The sequence below is a fragment of the Streptomyces sp. NPDC001348 genome, from assembly GCF_053597535.1.
In genome coordinates, this window is record NZ_JBSFIK010000075.1 from 4,795 (window position 1) to 22,763 (window position 17,969).

The following is a 17,969-nucleotide window of genomic DNA, read 5'->3' on the forward strand; positions in this document are numbered from 1 at the left end:
GGGGCTTCGGGCTGCGCCCCGCGGGGCTCGGCCCCGGCCCCCGGCGGGGACTGCGTCCCCTGCGCCCCGCGGGGCTCTGCCCCAGACCCGACGGGGCTCCGCCCCGGCCCCCGGCGGAGACTGCGTCCCCTGCACCCTGCGGGCTTAGCCTCGGCCCTTGGCGGGGGCTTCGGGCTGCGCCCCGCGGGGCTCGGCCCCGGCCCCCGGCGGGGACTGCGTCCCCTGCGCCCCGCGGGGCTCTGCCCCAGACCCGACGGGGGCTCCGCCCCAGACCCGACGGGGGCTGCCGTCTCCTGCACCCTGCTGGGCTTCGCCCCAGTCCCCGGCGGGGGGCTTCGGGCTGCGCCGCTTGCGGGGCTCGGTTCCTGCGCCGGTTGTATGGCTCCGCGTCCGCGCCCCGGTTGGTAGCGCCCAGCCGGTCTGGGGGTGCCCCCTCTGGGGTGCTTGAGGGCGAGGCCGGTCGGGCCGACGCGGGGGTTCGGGGGTGGCAGCCCACAGCCGGGTGGCGATTACACTGGGGCGGGAAACCGGCGGAGCCCAGCGGCATGCGTCCCCGTTTTGACCCGGGTGCCGCGCCGCGGGTATCCTGCCTGTTCGTTGTGTATTGGCTTGCTCATTCTCACGGGACGGGCCCTTACACCGGTCCACCGGGCCGATGACCAGCGACCCCACGTACGCGGTATGCGTCGCCGCCGTGCGGTACAGGCTGTCGTGATCGTTTCGGTGACCTGTTCAGGACCATTCACTCGAAGCGAAGGCTACGAACCGTGCGTACGTACAGCCCCAAGCCCGGCGATGTGACGCGTCAGTGGCACGTCATCGACGCTCAGGACGTTGTCCTGGGCCGTCTCGCCACCACTGCAGCGACCCTTCTGCGGGGCAAGCACAAGCCGATCTACGCGCCGCACGTCGACGCTGGTGACTTCGTCATCATCATCAACGCCGACAAGGTGCACCTCTCCGGCAACAAGCGGACCCAGAAGATGGCGTACCGCCACTCCGGCTACCCGGGTGGTCTGCGCTCCGTCCGTTACGACGAGCTGCTCGACAAGAACCCCGAGAAGGCCATCGAGAAGGCCGTCAAGGGCATGCTCCCGAAGAACTCCCTGGGCCGTCAGATGCTCTCGAAGCTGAAGGTCTACAAGGGTGACCAGCACCCGCACGCTGCGCAGCAGCCGGTGCCGTTCGAGATCACCCAGGTCGCGCAGTAAGTCCGGCCACCCCCTAAGACTGAAGAGAATCTGAGGAGAATCGTGGCCGAGACCACTGCCGAGCAGCCGCTCGAAGAGCTTGACATCGACAGCTACACCACCGAGTCCGAGGTCCCCGTCGAGGGCGAGTACACCTCGGAGTCCATGGCCTCCCGCTTCGGCGAGCCCCAGCCGGCCGCCGGCCTGGGCCGTCGCAAGAACGCCATCGCCCGCGTCCGGATCGTCCCGGGCACCGGCAAGTGGAAGATCAACGGTCGCACCCTCGAGGACTACTTCCCGAACAAGGTGCACCAGCAGGAAGTCAACGAGCCCTTCAAGGTGCTGGAGCTCGAGGGCCGCTACGACGTCATCGCCCGCATCGCCGGTGGCGGTGTCTCCGGTCAGGCCGGTGCGCTCCGTCTCGGTGTCGCCCGCGCGCTGAACGAGGCCGACGTCGACAACAACCGCGGCCCGCTGAAGAAGGCCGGCTTCCTCAAGCGCGACGACCGTGCGGTCGAGCGCAAGAAGGCCGGTCTGAAGAAGGCCCGCAAGGCTCCGCAGTACAGCAAGCGCTGATCTTCGCTGCCTGCTCGTACTCCGAACGCCCCGGCGGCACGCCACTGTGCCGCCGGGGCGTTCGTTTATCCCAGTGCAAGGGCGTATAACGACACAAGACGCTCAAAGTCAAGTGTGATCGGCTGTAAAAGCGCCTTCGAAAGTGACGCTTCCTCAGGAGGACAAGTGGGACGACTCTTCGGTACGGACGGCGTGCGCGGTGTCGCCAACGCGGATCTGACGGCCGAGATGGCGCTCGGTCTCTCCGTCGCGGCGGCGCACGTGCTGGCCGAGGCGGGAACCTTCGAGGGCCACAGGCCGAAGGCGGTGGTCGGGCGGGACCCGCGCGCGTCCGGGGAGTTCCTGGAGGCCGCCGTGGTCGCGGGCCTGGCGAGCGCGGGCGTGGACGTGCTGCTTGTCGGCGTGCTGCCGACGCCCGCGGTGGCGTACCTCACCGGCGCACTCGGCGCCGACCTCGGTGTCATGCTCTCCGCCAGCCACAACGCCATGCCCGACAACGGCGTCAAGTTCTTCGCCCGCGGCGGCCACAAGCTCGCCGACGAGCTGGAGGACCGCATCGAGTCGGTGTACGAGGCGCACTGCCACGGCGAGCCCTGGGAGCGGCCGACGGGCGCCGGGGTCGGGCGCGTACGGTCGTACGACGAGGGCTTCGAGCAGTACGTCGGCCATCTGCTCGGCGTGCTGCCGAACCGTCTCGACGGGCTGAAGGTCGTGCTGGACGAGGCGCACGGCGCGGCCGCGGGGGTCTCGCCGGAGGTCTTCACCCGGGCCGGGGCCGAGGTCGTCACGATCGGTGCCGAGCCGGACGGCCTCAACATCAACGACGGTTACGGCTCCACCCACCTGGACAAACTCAAGGCCGCCGTCGTCGAGCACGGCGCCGGCCTCGGCATCGCGCACGACGGCGACGCCGACCGCTGTCTGGCCGTGGACCACACCGGCGAGGAGGTCGACGGCGACCAGATCCTGGCCGTGCTCGCGCTGGCGATGCGGGAGCGTTCCGCACTGCGCTCCGACACCGTCGTCGCGACCGTGATGTCGAACCTGGGCTTCAAGCTGGCCATGGAGCGCGAGGGCATCAACCTCGTGCAGACCGCCGTCGGCGACCGGTACGTCCTGGAGGAGATGAAGGAGCACGACTACGCCCTCGGCGGCGAGCAGTCCGGGCACGTCATCATCCTCGACCACGCCACCACCGGCGACGGCACGCTGACCGGCCTGCTGCTCGCGGCCCGGGTCGCCCAGAGCGGCCGTACGCTGCGGGACCTCGCCTCCGTCATGGAGCGGCTGCCGCAGGTGCTGATCAACGTCCCCGACGTCGACAGGTCCCGGGTGAAGACCTCCGCCGAGCTCGCCGCCGCCGTGTCCGAGGCCGAGCGGGAGCTGGGGTCGACCGGCCGGGTGCTGCTGCGGCCGTCCGGTACGGAGCCGCTGGTACGCGTGATGGTCGAGGCCGCCGACATCGAGCAGGCCCGCACCGTCGCCGGCCGCCTCGCCGACGCGGTGAAGTCGGCGCTCGGCTAGGGCATGATCCGCCGGACAGGCCCTAACCGGCCGCCCGGGTGCGCTCGCGCTGCCGGTCCCAGAACCATCTCTGGGCGAGCAGTGTGAGCGTCCCGGCGATGATGATGCCGAGCAGGTTCAGCAACAGCTGCTCCGAGGAACGCACGGCCTGGTGGCCGTCGCCGTAGATCAGGGCGACGGCCGCGTTGGCGGCGGCGGGCACGGTCGTCACGGAGATGGCGACCCCGACCAGGGCGCCGGACTTCGCCGAGGTCAGCGACAGCGTGCCGGCGACTCCGGCGAGGACGGCCACCACGAACGAGAACCAGTCCGGGGCGTAGATGAACCCGGTGTTCGGCCGCTTCGCCTCCAGCTGACCCTTGCTGAACAGCCCCACCGCGTCCATGAAGAGGCTGAACGCCGAGGTCAGCACCATGGCCGCGGCGAATCCCACCAGCAGCGCGATCAGCGAGCGCAGCGCAAGCCGGGGCGCCCGCCGGACCACCGCGGTGCAGATCCCGGCCAGCGGACCGAACTCCGGGCCCACCGCCATCGCGCCCACGATCAGGATCGCGTTGTCGAGCACCACACCGCAGGCCGCGATCATCGTGGCGAGGGTGATGAAGGCGACGTAGGTGATCGACAGCGTCGACTCCTCGTGCGTCGCCTCGGTGAGGTGTTCCCACAGCACCGCGTCCGCGCCCTCGCCCGGCGCCTCCGCCTCGGCCTCGTCGGCCCGCCTGGACAGGGACAGGTCGATGTTCTCGACGGCGATGGAACCGGTGCTGTCGAGGCCCAGCCGCTGCAGCTCCGTCAGCAGCTCGTCGCCCGCCTCCCGGGCCACGTCGCACATCACGATGTCCCCGGCCGGATTGCGGGCTGCGCCGGGGACGACGGCGAGGTGGGTGGTGCCGACCGTCTTCTCGATCAGTCGCACCACCTCTTCCGTCTTGTCGGACGGTGTGATCAGACGCAGATGCAGCATCCCCGCAGGGTAGCGGTCAGAGTTTGCGCAGCCTCAGCCGCTGCACCTTGTGGTCCGGGCCCTTGCGCAGGACGAGGGTCGCGCGGCCCCGGGTGGGGGCTATGTTCTCCTGCAGGTTGGGCTCGTTGATGGTCCGCCACTGCGTCCGCGCGTAGTCGAGGGCCTCCTCCTCGGACACCTGCGTGTACTTGCGGAAGTAGGACGAGGGGTTCTGGAAGGCGGTCTGGCGGAGCTTCTTGAACCGGTTGAGGTACCAGTGTTCGATGTCCTCGCCGCTCGCGTCGACGTACACGCTGAAGTCGAAGTAGTCGGCGAGACCGACCCGGGTGCGGCCGTCCTTGCCCGGCAGCGCGGGCTGCAGGACGTTCAGCCCCTCGACGATCAGGATGTCGGGCCGCCGGACGGTGAGCCGCTGGTCGGGCACGATGTCGTAGATGAGGTGGGAGTAGACGGGCGCCGTCACCTCGTCCTTGCCGGCCTTGATGTCGGCGACGAAGCGGGTGAGCGCACGGCGGTCGTACGACTCGGGGAAGCCCTTGCGCGACATCAGCCCGCGCGCCCGGAGCTCCCGGGTGGGCAGCAGGAAACCGTCGGTGGTCACCAGCTCGACCCGCGGGTGCTCGGGCCAGCGGGACAGCAGGGCCTGCAGCAGGCGGGCGACGGTGGACTTCCCGACGGCGACCGAGCCCGCGACGCCTATGACGAAGGGCGTGCCGGACTGGGAGCCCTGCTCGCCGAGGAAGGTGTTCAGCGCCCCTCTGAGCCCGTCCGTGGCGCCGACGTAGAGATTGAGGAGCCGGGACAGTGGCAGGTAGATGTCCCGCACCTCGTCGAGGTCGATGACGTCACCGAGACCGCGCAGCTTCTCCACCTCCTCGGCGGTCAGCGGCAGCGGTGTCTTGTCGCGCAGCGCGCTCCATTCGGAGCGGGTGAGGTCGACGAAGGGAGTCGCCTCCGGCCTGTGCCGGTGGGCGCTCCGGGGCATCGAGGAGACCGGAGAGATCACAGTCCATTGTTAACGGAGTTCGAACGGCGTGGTGGGTGGGCTCGGTCACGCTCAGCCGCTGCGCCGGTGGGGCACATGGCCGTAAACGGTCGTACGACGGTGGGAACAGGCCCGAGAATTTCCGATTTCGGGCACGCGGAGACAGTTTTCGGCTGGCTTCGGCCCGTAGGCTGCGGCTCATGTGCGGAATCGTGGGTTACGTGGGGTCACAGTCGGCGCTCGAGGTCGTGATGGCCGGGCTGAAGCGCCTGGAGTACCGGGGATACGACTCGGCGGGCGTCGCCGTGCTCGCGGACGGCGGCCTGGCCGCGGCGAAGAAGGCCGGGAAACTGGTCAACCTGGAGAAGGAACTGGTCGACCGGCCGCTGCCGACGGGCTCGACGGGCATCGGGCACACCCGTTGGGCCACGCACGGCGGTCCCACGGACGCCAACGCGCACCCGCACCTGGACAACGCGGGCCGGGTCGCCGTCGTCCACAACGGGATCATCGAGAACTTCGCGGCGCTGCGGGCGGAACTGGCCGAGCGGGGCCATGAACTGTCGTCCGAGACGGACACCGAGGTCGTCGCCCATCTGCTCGCGGAGGAGTTCTCGGCGACCGCGGACCTGGCGGAGGCGATGCGCCTGGTCTGCCGGCGTCTGGAGGGCGCGTTCACACTGGTCGCGGTGCACGCCGACGATCCGGACGTGGTCGTGGGGGCGCGCCGCAACTCGCCGCTCGTGGTGGGCGTCGGAGAGGGCGAGGCGTTCCTCGCCTCGGACGTCGCCGCGTTCATCGCCCACACCCGGTCGGCGATCGAACTGGGCCAGGACCAGGTGGTGGAGCTGCGCCGCGACGGTGTGACGGTGACCGGTTTCGACGGCCGGCCCGCGGAGGTCCGCTCGTACCACATCGACTGGGACGCCTCGGCCGCGGAGAAGGGCGGCTACGACTACTTCATGCTCAAGGAGATCGCCGAGCAGCCCAAGGCGGTCGCCGACACGCTCCTGGGCCGCATCGACGCCGCCGGCTCACTGACTCTGGACGAGGTCCGGATCAGCGCCTCCGAACTGCGCGAGGTGGACAAGGTCGTCATCGTGGCCTGCGGTACGGCCTTCCACGCCGGGATGATCGCCAAGTACGCCATCGAGCACTGGACGCGCATCCCCTGCGAGGTCGAGCTGGCCAGCGAGTTCCGCTACCGGGACCCGATCCTGGACGCGCAGACCCTGGTCGTCGCCATCTCCCAGTCGGGCGAGACGATGGACACCCTGATGGCCCTGCGCCACGCCCGTGAACAGGGCTCCAAGGTGCTGGCCATCTGCAACACCAACGGCTCGACGATCCCCCGGGAGTCGGACGCGGTGCTGTACACGCACGCCGGGCCGGAGGTCGCGGTCGCCTCGACGAAGGCGTTCCTGACCCAGCTGGTCGCCTGCTACCTGGTCGCGCTGTACCTGGGCCAGATCCGCGGCACCAAGTGGGGCGACGAGGTCGGGGCCGTCATCCGCGACCTGTCGCGGATCTCCGGTGAGGTCGAGCGGGTGCTGGAGACGATGGAGCCGGTACGGTCACTGGCCCGGTCCCTCGCCGGGAAGAACACGGTGCTGTTCCTCGGCCGGCACGTGGGCTATCCGGTCGCCCTCGAAGGCGCCCTGAAGCTCAAGGAACTCGCGTACATGCACGCCGAGGGCTTCGCGGCGGGCGAGCTCAAGCACGGGCCGATCGCGCTCATCGAGGACGACCTGCCGGTGGTCGTCGTGGTTCCGTCCCCCCGGGGACGGTCCGTCCTCCACGACAAGATCGTCTCCAACATCCAGGAGATCAGGGCCCGGGGCGCGCGCACCATCGTGATCGCGGAGGAGGGGGACGAGGCGGTCGTGCCGTACGCCGACCACCTGATCCGGATCCCGGCGACACCGACGCTGCTTCAGCCGCTGGTGGCGACGGTGCCGTTGCAGGTCTTCGCGTGCGAGCTGGCCACGGCGCGGGGGAACGAGGTGGATCAGCCCCGGAACCTGGCGAAGTCGGTCACGGTGGAGTGAGGGGCCTTCAGCGCGTCGACGAAGGGGGTGAAGGCTCCGGCGGGGAAGGTGAGGGTTGCCCTGGCCGGGGCCTTGGAGTCGCGGATGGCTATGTGGGTGCGGCGGTCGGCGATCTCCACGCACTCGTTGCCGTCGCCCGGGCCCGAGTAGGACGACTTGCGCCAGTTGTCCATGGGGTTCCTCACAGCTCCTTCGCCAGCCCGTGGATGAATTCACGCGACTGTTCGGGGTCGAGTGACGCGGCCTCCACTCTACGAAAGCTGGTTCGGTAAATGGTGAGCTGAGCCTCGGCATCGATGAAGGCTGAGCCATGCAGCGCGTCGCGGACCACTGTGTCCAGCTTGGGCACGGTGCCGCCCACGTACGTCATCGTGCTTGAAGCGCTGGTGAAGCCGTCCAGGTCGAAGGGGACGACGCGCAACGTGATGTGGTCGGCTTCGGAAAGCTCGAGGAGCCGCACGAGTTGAGCCCTTGAGGTGCCGCGGTCGCCGACCCTGATCCGAAGCGCCGCCTCATGGAGCACCACTTCGTACGGGATGGTGATCTCCTGCCGTGCCATGCGATGCCTGATGCGCAACTCAAGCTCGTCGCTGGTGAGTTCGGGCAGCCTGGATGAGAAGACGGCACGAGCGTAGTCCTCCGTCTGCAGCAGGCCCGGCACGTAGAGGATCGCCACGTGGCGCTGAAACCGGGCGTGATGCTCCAGTTCCGAAAGATCCAGGAACGAAGTGGGCAGCAGGCCCCGGTACTCCTCCCACCATCCGCGTGTCCGATCGGTGGCCATGGCGACCAGGGCGTCGATGAACTGCTCGTCCGTGCAGGCGTAGTGGGACGCGAGGCGACGGAGCCGCTGCTCGCTCACGCCGGCGAGTCCGGACTCGATATGCGTGATCTGGGCGGGGCTCACCCCGAGCAGCGCTGCCGCCTGGCGGGCGTTGAGGTCTGCCGCCTCGCGGAGTCTGCGCAGTTCAGTCGCCAGACGCATCTGGCGTGCCGTCGGTTGGCGCCTCAAAGCTCTCGACCGCTCCTAGGTTCAACGCGCCGGCGGGCGCGACTCGTTCGGTGTCAGATTACGCGATCGGCTTGCCGCGTCTCTAGATTTAGATCTACTGTCGGTGACGCGACGCACACACTGCGGAATGTCGGGGCACCGGAAGCGCACCGCCTCGTCCTGCCATGACGGCTGCGGCAATGCCACCGCCGACGGTCCGCCCAACCCCCACCCCCGGAACGGAGTTGACGCATGCCTGAAATCGAGCCGTGGGAGTACTGGCTGTACGTCCCGAGCGATGTCCGAGCGGTCACCGTCAGTCGCCGCACCCTTCGCCTGATCCTCACCCTGCACGGCCTGATCCGCCAGGTGGACGTGGCGGAGCTGCTGGCGACGGAGCTGATCACGAACGCGGTACGCCACGCCAAGGGACCCGCTGCCCTGCGGGTGTGCTGGTCGGCGGGGGTGTTGCGGATCGGGGCGTGGGACGCGGACCCGGAGCCACCGGAGCCTCCGCAGACGTGGGAGCGGCTCGCGGAGGCGGAGGACGGGCGGGGTCTCGCGCTGGTCCGTGCCTGCGCCGACCTGTGGGGATGGCAGCCGCTGGCCAGGAACGGCAACCGGGGCAAGATGGTGTGGTGCGAGCTTGCCGCCGGTTGAGGGGTGGCCGTAGGGGCCGCTCGCTTCTTGTGAGTGTCGTGCTTCCACGTCCCGCGTCAAGGGCGCTCCCGCTCCGCTGCGCTGCGCTCCCGCGTCGCCTTCGGCGATCGGCCTGCGGCCGACCCTTGACCCGGGCCGCTCCAGCACGGGTGAGAAGCGAGCGAGCGGCCCGGAAAGACGGGGGCCGGGGCGGGGTGGGACCCTGCCGCCCACTGGGCTGCGGGCCCGGGTCGGGCAGGGGCGCGGACCTTCGGGCGGACCGCGAAGCGGCCGGGGTCGGGGGCGCGGTCGCGCCTCGCCTGCACGCCGGGCGGTTCGGCGGCTGCGGGTGGCGAGTGGGTGGGCGGGCGGGTGGCGTTCGCAGCTGTGGGTGGTGGTGCGTGGTGGTTGCCCTCAGGGGGGAGGGGGAGGGGGAGGAGGCGGTGGGTGGTGCGGCGGCTCGGCTTGGCAGGTTGGCTCGGCGAGGCGGTCTGGCGGGCTGGCCTGGGGCGGCTCGGCTTGGCGGCCAGGGTCCCGAGGGAGCGACGGCTTGACGCCTCACGGTTCTCACTAGTCACACCCGTCCCCGCCACCCAGTGATTGGTGGATACGTACCACGCACCGGCCGGCTGACCAGCGGCTTTCTCTCCCTCGCCTGAGACATTCCCACCAATTACCGGCCCGCTGTCAGCCACTCGCCCCGCGCACCCCCGAACGTCGGCTGCCCGCCCAGCCACCCGGTGATTGGTAGATATGGGCCAAGCCCCGACTGGCTGACCAGCGGCTTCCTCTCCCGCTCCTCGCCCATTCCCACCAATCACTGGCCCGCTGTAAGGCACTCGCCCCGCGCACCCCCGAATCCCGGCTGCCCGCCCAGCCACCACCCCCAACCCGAACCACCCACCGGCCGTCAGCCGCCGAGCGCACCCGGCGTGCAGGCGAGGCGCCACCGCGCCCCAACCCCGCCCCACAGCCCGACCCACCGCAGGGACCGCCCACCCGGGCCCCGCTTTCCCCGGGCTGCCCGCTCGCTTCTTCCCCGTGCTGGAGCGAGCCGGGTCAAGGGTCGGCCGCAGGCCGATCGCCGAAGGCGACGCGGGAGCGCAGCGCAGCGGAGCGGGAGCGCCCTTGACGCGGGTCGCGGAAGCACGACACTCAGAAAGAAGCGGGCGGCCCCCGGCGACCACGCAACCCGGGTAAGCACAGTTCACCCGCCCGTCGCCATAGGCTGCCCCCCATGAGCATCATCGGGGTCGGAATCGACGTGGCCGAGATCGACCGGTTCCGGGCGTCCCTGGACCGTACGCCCAACCTGGCCGCCCGGCTGTTCGTCGCGGACGAGTTGCTGTTGCCGAGTGGGGAACGCCGGGGCATCGCCTCGCTCGCCGCCCGTTTCGCGGCGAAGGAGGCGGTGGCCAAGGCGCTGGGCGCGCCGCCCGGGCTGCTCTGGACGGACGCCGAGGTGTACGTCGAGGAAAACGGGCAGCCGCGACTCCGCGTCAAGGGGACGGTGGCGGCGCGGGCGGCCGAACTGGGTGTGGGGTCCTGGCATGTGTCGCTCAGTCACGACGCCGGGATCGCGTCGGCGGTCGTGATCGCGGAGGGCTGACGGCCGTCGCGTATCGCCGGGAGCAGGGCGGCGAGGCGCTCCAACTGGTCGCGCTGGTGGCGCAGGCCCACGGCGCCCAGGCGGGCCACGATGTGCCGGGCGCCGGCGGCGACGTATCTCCGCAGTCCCGTGACCACCTGTTCGGGGGAGCCGGCGACGACCGCCTGGATCCTCTCCAGGTCCTTCAGCGGCATGCCGTAGGTCGCGTGCGCGTACCGGTCCAGTGCCCGGCGGCCGGTTTCGACGTCCTTGTCCACGCGGACCGACACGAACAGGGCGGGGGTGATGTCCCCTGCGTCCCGGTCCGCTTCGGCCGCCGCCCGGTGCACGCTGTGCAGGCCGGTCGCGTAGTCGGCGGGGTCGGGTGGGTAGGGCAGCCAGCCGTCGTACAGCCGGCCGGTGCGGTGCAGGGCGGCGGGGGTGGCGCCGCCGAGCCAGACGGGTGGGCCGCCGGGCCGGAACGGCCTGGTCACGGGCGGGATGTCGGTGAACCGGAGGATCTCGCCCCGGAAGGTGTCGGCGCCCGCCCAGACGGCCCGCCACAAGGCGACCGTCTCGTCCAGGCGGGCGAAGCGGCGCTCCCAGGGGAGTTCGGAGAGGGCGTAGAGAGGGCGGCCGAAACGCCCCGGGAAGCCGGCGCCGACGGCCACGGTCAGGCGGCCGCCGGACAACAGGTCCACCGAGGCCAGTGACTGGGCGGCCTGCACCGGCCGGCGCAGGAAGGGCAGCAGCGCGGCCGTCCCCAGGGTCACGGTCCGGGTGGTGGGGGCCAGCGCGGCCAGCATCGTCAGGGCCTCGACGCGCGGGGTGATCAGGGAGTCGTTGACGAACAGGGAGGAGAAGCCCGCGCGTTCGGCGTCGCGGCCGAAGGCGACCAGGTCGCGGGGATCGTCGCCCGTGTCCCACTGGGCGGTTCCGGTCGGAAGGAGCACACCGATGTCCATGCCGGCGATCCTGGCGAGGAGGGCGGGGCGGCGACAATTCCCTGGGGGGAATGGCCGGGAATCCCGCGCTGCCGTTAGAACAGGCTGCGTGGACTTTCCTCGCGCGCTCCGTGAACGCCGTACCCGCTCCCACATCAGCCAGTTGGAGCTGGCGCTGAGGGCGGGCACCACCCAGCGGCACGTCAGCTTCATCGAGTCGGGCCGGTCCGTTCCCGGCCGGAACATGGTCGTCCGGCTGGCCGAGTCGCTCGAGCTGCCGCTGCGGGAGCGGAACGAGTTGCTGCTGGCCGCCGGGTACGCGCCCGCCTATCCGGAGAGCTCCCTCGACGACCCGGCGCTGGCCCCGGTACGCACGGCCATCCACCACATCCTGCGGGCACATCTGCCGTACCCGGCGCTGGTCGTGGACCGCCGCGGCGATCTGGTCGCCGCGAACGACGCGTTCGGCCTGATCACCGAGGGAGCGGCCGCCGAGCTGCTGGGTCCAGGCGCCAACGTCTACCGTCTGGCGCTGCACCCCGACGGCCTGGCCCCCCGGATCCTCAATTTGGCCGAATGGGCGCGTCACATCCTGGTCCGCCTGGGCCACCTGCCGGAGCTGCGCGCCGAACTCGCCGCACACGTCCCGGACCTGGAGCCGTCGGCCGGACAGCTCGGTTTCGCCGTTCCGCTCCGGCTGCGGTCCTCCCGCGGTGAGCTGCGCCTGATGACGACTGTGACGACCTTCGCCACCGCCGTCGACGTGACGCTCGCCGAACTGAAACTGGAGGCGTTCCTGCCCGCCGACGCGGAGACGGCCGACGTCCTTTCGGCTGCCGCCGGCCCGTCCACCGGTGGGTCGCCCGGGGTGTGAGGCCGGTCCTGTTCGGGGCACACTCGATCGCATGCGTACCGCCTACAGCGTGGAAACGGTCAGGACAGCCGAGCGCGAGCTCATGGCGCGGCTCCCCGAGGGGGCCCTGATGCAGCGGGCCGCCGCCGGACTCGCCGCCGCCTGTGCGGACCTGCTCGGGCGGGTGTACGGCAGCCGGGTCGTGCTGCTCGTCGGCAGCGGGGACAACGGCGGCGACGCCCTGTACGCCGGGGCCCGGCTGGCCCGGCGCGGCGCCGGGGTCGCGGCCGTCCTGCTCAGTCCCGACCGCACTCACCCCGGCGGCCTCGCGGCCCTGCGCCGGGCGGGCGGCACCGTCGCCCGTCCGGGTGGTGCCGCGGAGGACCTCGTCGCCCGGGCCGACCTCGTGGTCGACGGGATCGTCGGGATCGGCGGGAAGGGCGGTCTGCGTCCGGAGGCCGAGACGCTCGCGGAGGCCGCCCGCGCCTCCCGCGCCGCCGTCGTCGCCGTGGACCTGCCGAGCGGGGTCGAGGCGGACACGGGTGAGGTGCGCGGGGCCGCGGTCCGCGCCGACCTGACCGTGACCTTCGGGACGCACAAGCCGGGGCTGCTGGTCGACCCCGCCCGTGAGTACGCCGGCACCGTCCGCCTCGTGGACATCGGGCTGGAGCTGCCTCCCGAGGCCGAACTCGAGGCGCTGCAGCACGCCGACGTGGCCGGTCTGCTGCCGCGGCCCGCGGCGGAGAGCGACAAGTACCGGCGGGGGGTCGTCGGGATCGCGGCCGGCTCGGCGCGGTATCCGGGCGCGGCCGTCCTCGCGGTGTCGGGGGCGCTGCGCGGCGGGGCCGGCGCCGTGCGGTACGTCGGGCCCGCCGGGAACGCCGTGATCGCCCGCTTCCCCGAGACCCTCGTCTCCGACCAGGGCCCGCACAAGGCGGGGCGGGTGCAGGCGTGGGTGGTCGGGCCGGGCGCCGGGGACGACGCGGGCACCGTCGCCGAGGTGCTGGCCGCGGACGTGCCGGTGCTCGTGGACGCGGACGGGCTGCGGCTGGCGGACCGGGACGCCGTACGGGCCCGTACCGCCCCGACGCTGATGACCCCGCACGCCGGTGAGGCCGCGGCGCTGCTCGGGGTGGCCCGCGAGGACGTCGAGGGCGCGCGGCTGGAGGCGGTGCGGAAGCTGGCGCTGCTGTACGGGGCGACCGTGCTGCTGAAGGGGTCGACGACGCTGGTCGCGGACGCCGGGGGCGGGCCCGTACGGGTGAACGCCACGGGGACGCCCTGGCTCGCCACGGCCGGGAGCGGCGACGTCCTGTCGGGGCTGGCCGGGTCGCTGCTGGCGTCGGGCCTGCAGGCGCTGGACGCGGGGAGCGCGGCGGCTTACCTGCACGGTCTCGCCGGGCGGTACGCGGCGGACGGGGCGCCGGCCGGGGCGCACGACGTGGCGGCCGCCATTCCGGAGGCCTGGCGGGACGTGTGCGGTTAGGGCCTGTCCGGCGGATCATGCCGCAGACGCGGGGCTTGGCACGCCCATCCGGGGCCCTAGGAGTCCCCGCCGGTGCTCGTATGCGCCGCGAAGTCCCCGCTCACGGTGTACGTGTGGCCGTCGGCCGTCGCCGTGACGGTGCAGTTGTCGTCCTTGGCGTTGCGGCCGCCCTTCTGGTGGTTGTACTGGCCGGCGAAGACCCACCGGCCGGCCGGGACCGTACGGCCGTCCTTGAGCGTCCAGGTGTAGACGAGGAAGCCGTTCCGCTCCTGGACGGTCTGGGTGAAGTCCGCCTCGGGCAGGGCGCGCCAGGCGCCGGTGGAGGCCACACCGCCGGTCTGGGCGACCTTCAGCTGGACGGTGAGCGCGGTGAGTCGGCTGGTCGTCTGCAGGGTGACATCGCTCTGGGCCCAGAAGTCGTTGCTGTGCGGGTCCATGGAGCCGTCCAGCCACAGCGGGCCGCTCCGTTCGCCGTGGGTCGCGGGCGGCTGGGCGGAGGCCCGGGCGTTCGGCGACTTACCGGCACTCGGCGCACCTGACGGCCGCGTGGTGCCCATGCCGGGCTCCGGGGTGGCGGTGCGGACGGGCGGACGGCTCGGGGTCGCGTCCGGCGAGGTACTGGGTGTGGGGGAGACGGCGACCGTAGGCTTCTGCTCCGGGGGCGCGTTCTTCACCGCGGACGCCACCGCGTACCCGCCGACGGCGAGCACCCCGGCGACCGCCGCGGTCGCGCTGACCACCCGCACCCAGCCCAGCAGCAGGGGCCGCGTGGCCCGGTGACCCACGGGGCGGGACGGCGGCGCGGCCATGCCGCGCTCCACGCGGGCCAGAATGCGCACGCGGTCGGGTTCACGGGTGCCGACCGCCTCGTGCAGCCGGGCGCGCAGCTCGTCGTGCACGTCCTGCTGCCTCATCGGTTCCTTCCTCCGCTCTCGGCGCCGCCCCGGGCCATCGCCGCGTGCACCTTCCGCTCGGGACGCTGGGTGCCGAGCAGCCGTTGCAACTCGGCCATTCCCTTCGACGTCTGGCTCTTCACCGTACCCACCGACACCCCGAGGGCGAGCGCGGTGTCCTTCTCCGAGAGGTCGAACGCATGCCGGAGCACCACGCACGCCCGTTTCCGGAACGGCAGCCGGCGCAGCGCCTCCTGGACATCCACCGCGCCCGCGACGTCCGGGTTCTCGGTCCGCTCCTCGCGGTGCGACCAGAACAGCGCGATCCGCCGGCGCTCGCGCACCGCGCCGCGGATGCGGGTGCGGGCCAGGTTGGCGACCACTCCCCGCGCGTACGCCACCGGATGGTCGGCCGCGCGCACCCGGTCCCAGCGGTGCCACAGTGCCAGCAGCGCGTCCGCCGCCAGGTCGTCGGCGGCATCCGCCTCACCGGTCAACAGATGTGCCAGCCGGGAGAGTTCGGCGTAGTGACGTTCGAAGAAAGTATGGAACTCCACGGAGGCTGCGTCGTCGACGACTGTGCCCACGGGTGACCTCTCCACGGTGCGAATTTCTGCGAGTGTCATGCGAATGACATGCGAACATCCGGAGGGTGCGCCCGGACGGAGATCCGGAAGCGTAGCAGTGATCGTTCGGTGAAGACGTACGCGGGTTCGAACGGTGTACGACCTGCTGAACCCGCTTCCTGGACACCTGACCACGTGAAAAACCGGAACGTGGATGTGTTCATCGAAAAAAGCCCGTGGATCTTCGGGCGCGCGGCAACCTTTCCGGCCGCCAGGACCACTCAGTGTTGCCCGGCCAGGTGGTCCGGTCGCATGCAACGCCTGAAAGTGAGCACAGACATGTCCCCTCGCCCACCCAAGTCGACCGGCTCAACCGTCGCGGCGAGACGAAAAGCGGCACATCGTGGCCGACGGCTGATCGCGCGGCGGAGCGTCTGGGCGGCCGTCGCCCTGGCTGTCGTGAGCGGCGCCGTCGTCGTGGTCAACAGCGCATCGGCCCAACCCGTGGATCCGAAGGCGTGGTATGTGCTGGTCAACCACAACAGCGGCAAGGTGCTGGACGGCAGTGCCTCCGCCACGAACGACGGGGCCGCGGTGGTGCAGTGGAACCGTCACGGCGGAGCCAACCAGCAGTGGCGGTTCATCGACGCCGGTGACGGCTACTACCGGCTGCAGAACCGGAACTCCGGCAAGGTGCTGGACGACTACCACTGGTCGAGGAGCAACGGATCCGACCTCGTCCAGTGGAGCGATCGGAAAGGCTCCAACCAGGAGTTCAAGCTGGCGAAGTCGCCGGACGGCTACGTACGTCTGATCAACCGCTTCAGCGGCAAGGCCGTCGAGGTCCACAACGCCTCGAAGGCCGACGGTGAACACGTCGTCCAGGACCGCGACCGGGGCGGCGCCGAGCAGCAGTGGAAACTCGTCCCGGCCGGGAGCACGGGAAGCGCCGGCACGCCGCCCGCGACGGGCGGCAGCTCGGCGAAACGTTTCATGGGCAGTAGCACGGTGCTCATCGGCGGCTCGATGTCCGACGCCTCGGCGAACGCCGCGCCGTTCGACGCGCGGTACGCCTATGTGCACAGCCGGCCCGCGCCCTCGTCGGCCTACTACTCGGCGTCGCGTTGCCAGGACGGGTGGTCGGACTGGTGGGGCTGCTGGAACGGCAGCACCACGGCGCCCGGCACTTACGTGACCTGGCGGGACAGCGTGGTGGCCAAGGCGACGTACAAGGGCCGCCCGCGTCCGCAGAAGATGCTCTGGACGTGGTACTCGTTGCGCGACCTCGGGGATCTGGCAGGCCAGGGCGACGGTCCGGGCGAGGTCCAGGCCATCGACCGGGTGGACCTGCTCACCCGGTACATGAACGACTACCGTTTCTTCCTCCAGAAGATCGGCACGTCGCACGACATGATCGACCTCGAACCCGACTTCTGGGGGTACGTCCGGTCGCTCGGCAATCCGCACAAGGTTGCCGCGCGGGTCACGGCCGCGAATCCGAAGGACTGCGGATCCCAGGAGAACAGCGCCGCCGGACTCTCCCGCTGCCTGATCTCGATGGCGCACAAGTACGCGCCGCACACCGCCGTGGGGCTCCACCTCACCTGCTGGGACTGGCAGAACAACACCCAGGCATGCGTCAAGGACTACGCGAGCCTCGGGGCGCAGAACGCCGACTTCCTGGTCAGCGACGTGTCGGACCGCGACGCGGGCTGGTACGCACAGCCGGCCCACGGCGGCCGTGACACCTTCTGGACCGGGCAGAAGGCCGCCGACTCGATGCGGTTCTACAAGACGATGGCCGAGTCCGTGGGCAAGCCGGTCGTCCTGTGGCAGATCCCCCTGGGCAACATGGCGCAGAACAACACCCTCAACCATTACAAGGACGACAAGGTGGACTGGCTCTTCGCCCACATGGACCAGGTGGCGAAAGCCCATGTCGCGGGCCTGATGTTCGGTCCGGGGCAGCAGGAACAGACCTCGGTCGAGACCGACGGCGGAAACCTGATCAGCAAGACCATCGCCTACCACAACTCGGGCGGTACTGCGCTGAAGTAGGCCATGAGACGCCGCACAGGAGAGGTGCCCCAGCCGACGCACGGCCCGGGCACCTCGAGGCGGTAAGCACCTCCGAAGGACACCCGGTCTCGCTCGCACCAGTCCGTCCCAGCCCCAGCGGGGTGCCGGTCCCGGTTCGCCGAGATCCTGGCCGGCCGGGTCGGCTGAGACATCCGTCCGCTGATCCTCGGACGGACACCCGGCTGAGCCGACCTTCAAGGCCCGCGCGGGCCGGTGCCCGCAGTCGCTGACGCGGTGCGCGGCCGACCCCGTGGGAAAGGAATCCGGTGAACACCGCATCCGCCCCGATCACGGGTGCGACGGGTCTGGCCCGTGGGCTCGCCGGTGCCGCCGGCCGTCTCCACCGGCTGCTCCCGCCGTGCGGCGGGGGCAGCCGGGCCGGGAGGTCTCACCGGGACCTCACCGGATGTACTTGGCCTGGTCACGCCAGGCACCGGGCCCTGCCGTCCGGATCAGGCCGGCCGCAGGCCGGGGTGCCTTCCGGCCGGGCCGAGCGGGGTGCGGTGCGGGCCGGACCCGCGGCGCCGGGACGGTCGGAAGGGACGGGACTGGGGCCTGTCCGGCGGATCAGGTCGCAGGGCACGGGCGGTGCCTCATCGGCGCTGGTGAGCGGGGCGAATGGGGGTGCCCCCGCGCGAGCTCG

Annotated in this window: 16 protein-coding genes; 9 read left to right on the forward strand and 7 right to left on the reverse strand. The window is 71.3% G+C overall.

What is annotated here, in order from left to right:
* Positions 1-767 precede the first annotated feature (767 nt).
* The 3 genes from rplM to glmM all read left to right on the forward strand — a co-directional run bounded on the left by rplM (position 768) and on the right by glmM (position 3,290).
* Positions 768-1,211 (forward strand): 50S ribosomal protein L13, encoded by a 444-nt coding sequence (gene rplM, locus ACWC21_RS40620; RefSeq protein WP_014674395.1) that lies wholly within the window; start codon positions 768-770, stop codon positions 1,209-1,211.
* Between the two features lie 42 nt (positions 1,212-1,253).
* On the forward strand, positions 1,254-1,766 hold the full coding sequence (gene rpsI / locus ACWC21_RS40625; RefSeq protein ID WP_004927169.1) for a 30S ribosomal protein S9: 513 nt from the start codon (positions 1,254-1,256) through the stop codon (positions 1,764-1,766).
* A 165-nt stretch (positions 1,767-1,931) separates the two neighbouring features.
* Complete coding sequence (glmM, locus tag ACWC21_RS40630) at positions 1,932-3,290, forward strand: phosphoglucosamine mutase (protein WP_450889779.1); 1,359 nt, start codon at positions 1,932-1,934, stop codon at positions 3,288-3,290.
* 22 nt (positions 3,291-3,312) lie between these two features.
* Here glmM and ACWC21_RS40635 read toward each other — a convergent pair whose 3' ends face one another.
* Both ACWC21_RS40635 and coaA read right to left on the reverse strand, forming a co-directional pair.
* The gene (locus tag ACWC21_RS40635) at positions 3,313-4,254 is read right to left on the reverse strand and encodes a DUF389 domain-containing protein (protein ID WP_450889781.1); all 942 of its coding nucleotides are present in this window, start codon (positions 4,252-4,254) and stop codon (positions 3,313-3,315) included.
* Between the two features lie 16 nt (positions 4,255-4,270).
* Entirely contained in the window at positions 4,271-5,239 is a 969-nt protein-coding gene (coaA, locus tag ACWC21_RS40640; RefSeq protein WP_450889802.1) for a type I pantothenate kinase, read from the reverse strand.
* 200 nt (positions 5,240-5,439) lie between these two features.
* Here coaA and glmS point away from each other — a divergent pair, with 200 nt between their 5' ends.
* Entirely contained in the window at positions 5,440-7,287 is a 1,848-nt protein-coding gene (gene glmS, locus ACWC21_RS40645; RefSeq protein ID WP_450889783.1) for a glutamine--fructose-6-phosphate transaminase (isomerizing), read from the forward strand.
* On the opposite strand, the gene ACWC21_RS40650 is transcribed toward glmS, so the two are convergent.
* The gene (locus ACWC21_RS40650) at positions 7,248-7,460 is read right to left on the reverse strand and encodes a DUF397 domain-containing protein (protein WP_450889804.1); all 213 of its coding nucleotides are present in this window, start codon (positions 7,458-7,460) and stop codon (positions 7,248-7,250) included. The genes glmS and ACWC21_RS40650 overlap by 40 nt on opposite strands.
* A gap of 8 nt (positions 7,461-7,468) precedes the next feature.
* Entirely contained in the window at positions 7,469-8,272 is an 804-nt protein-coding gene (locus tag ACWC21_RS40655; RefSeq protein WP_450889785.1) for a helix-turn-helix domain-containing protein, read from the reverse strand.
* Positions 8,273-8,530: 258 nt separating this feature from the next.
* On the opposite strand from ACWC21_RS40655, the gene ACWC21_RS40660 reads away from it, so the two are divergent.
* The gene (locus ACWC21_RS40660; RefSeq protein ID WP_450889787.1) at positions 8,531-8,938 is read left to right on the forward strand and encodes an ATP-binding protein; all 408 of its coding nucleotides are present in this window, start codon (positions 8,531-8,533) and stop codon (positions 8,936-8,938) included.
* A gap of 1,216 nt (positions 8,939-10,154) precedes the next feature.
* Complete coding sequence (locus ACWC21_RS40665) at positions 10,155-10,526, forward strand: holo-ACP synthase (RefSeq protein WP_450889789.1); 372 nt, start codon at positions 10,155-10,157, stop codon at positions 10,524-10,526.
* Here the strand turns inward: ACWC21_RS40665 and ACWC21_RS40670 are convergent.
* Positions 10,481-11,470: an LLM class flavin-dependent oxidoreductase gene (locus ACWC21_RS40670; protein WP_450889791.1), complete on the reverse strand. Its 990-nt coding sequence runs from the start codon at positions 11,468-11,470 to the stop codon at positions 10,481-10,483. The two genes, ACWC21_RS40665 and ACWC21_RS40670, sit on opposite strands and share 46 nt — an antisense overlap.
* 88 nt (positions 11,471-11,558) lie before the next feature.
* On the opposite strand from ACWC21_RS40670, the gene ACWC21_RS40675 reads away from it, so the two are divergent.
* Positions 11,559-12,323 (forward strand): MmyB family transcriptional regulator, encoded by a 765-nt coding sequence (locus tag ACWC21_RS40675; protein WP_450889793.1) that lies wholly within the window; start codon positions 11,559-11,561, stop codon positions 12,321-12,323.
* 31 nt (positions 12,324-12,354) lie between these two features.
* Positions 12,355-13,788, forward strand: coding sequence for an NAD(P)H-hydrate dehydratase (locus tag ACWC21_RS40680; RefSeq protein ID WP_450889795.1), 1,434 nt, complete (start codon positions 12,355-12,357; stop codon positions 13,786-13,788).
* A 56-nt stretch (positions 13,789-13,844) separates the two neighbouring features.
* On the opposite strand, the gene ACWC21_RS40685 is transcribed toward ACWC21_RS40680, so the two are convergent.
* Together ACWC21_RS40685 and ACWC21_RS40690 are read right to left on the reverse strand one after the other, a co-directional pair.
* Positions 13,845-14,702 (reverse strand): hypothetical protein, encoded by an 858-nt coding sequence (locus tag ACWC21_RS40685; RefSeq protein WP_450889797.1) that lies wholly within the window; start codon positions 14,700-14,702, stop codon positions 13,845-13,847.
* Positions 14,699-15,268 (reverse strand): SigE family RNA polymerase sigma factor, encoded by a 570-nt coding sequence (locus ACWC21_RS40690; protein ID WP_450889798.1) that lies wholly within the window; start codon positions 15,266-15,268, stop codon positions 14,699-14,701. Before ACWC21_RS40690 ends, ACWC21_RS40685 begins: the two co-directional genes overlap by 4 nt.
* A 438-nt stretch (positions 15,269-15,706) precedes the next feature.
* On the opposite strand from ACWC21_RS40690, the gene ACWC21_RS40695 reads away from it, so the two are divergent.
* Entirely contained in the window at positions 15,707-17,305 is a 1,599-nt protein-coding gene (locus ACWC21_RS40695) for an RICIN domain-containing protein (protein WP_450889800.1), read from the forward strand.
* The last annotated feature ends 664 nt before the right edge of the window (positions 17,306-17,969 follow it).